Origin of the sequence: Vibrio sinaloensis DSM 21326 (assembly GCF_000189275.1) — a bacterium.
GTDB classification, from domain to species: domain Bacteria; phylum Pseudomonadota; class Gammaproteobacteria; order Enterobacterales; family Vibrionaceae; genus Vibrio; species Vibrio sinaloensis.
Genome location: NZ_AEVT01000027.1, coordinates 1 through 503, shown reverse-complemented (window position 1 = coordinate 503; position 503 = coordinate 1). Strand labels below are relative to the sequence as shown.

Genomic DNA, 503 nt, shown 5'->3' with positions numbered 1-503 from the left:
TACCACCTAACCTAAACCTTTACACCGTAAACACTAAACCCAACTTGAAATGCAAAACGACAAGCGTTGGGAATCTGCCTTAAACGCTTTGTTATGTGCAACTATCGTTAGTCACCCTGACGTTAGTTACGGGATTGCTGCCATTTGCCACTACATCTACAGAAACCCATTTACCTTGCGATAACCATGTGCTTAATTTCACGCTATTACATATTTTGGTTGGTAATATCTTCTGAGAGTTTTGTGCAATCATAGCTTTATTCTTCGCACTTAGTTCTACGTTTGAAATATGAGCCCGCAAAGCAATGACGTTCTCTTCGACTTTTATAGAAGTAACTCTGACTTTCTCATCTTCATCGAACAGCAGTTCTTGGAATTGCTCCTTAAGTTCTTCCATCTGCTCCTCCTCCTGATAGCGAGGATAGTATTCTTTTCCCACGATAATAACTGGTAACAATGATAAAAAATACACCTAAACTACACTCATTCTATCCCCCGACGCA

The 503-nt window shown here is 40.0% G+C and carries 1 protein-coding gene; it reads right to left on the bottom strand.

From position 1 onward, the window contains the following. Positions 1–91 precede the first annotated feature (91 nt). Positions 92–397 carry a hypothetical protein gene (locus tag RH45_RS05955; RefSeq protein ID WP_008074963.1) on the bottom strand — a complete coding sequence of 102 codons (306 nt, stop codon included), beginning with the start codon at positions 395–397 and terminating at the stop codon, positions 92–94. Positions 398–503 lie beyond the last annotated feature (106 nt).

Bases quoted from the DNA above. Each gene is read 5' to 3' on its own strand.
- RH45_RS05955 (WP_008074963.1), bottom strand. From the start codon at position 397: ATGGAAGAACTTAAGGAGCAATTCCAAGAACTGCTGTTCGATGAAGAT.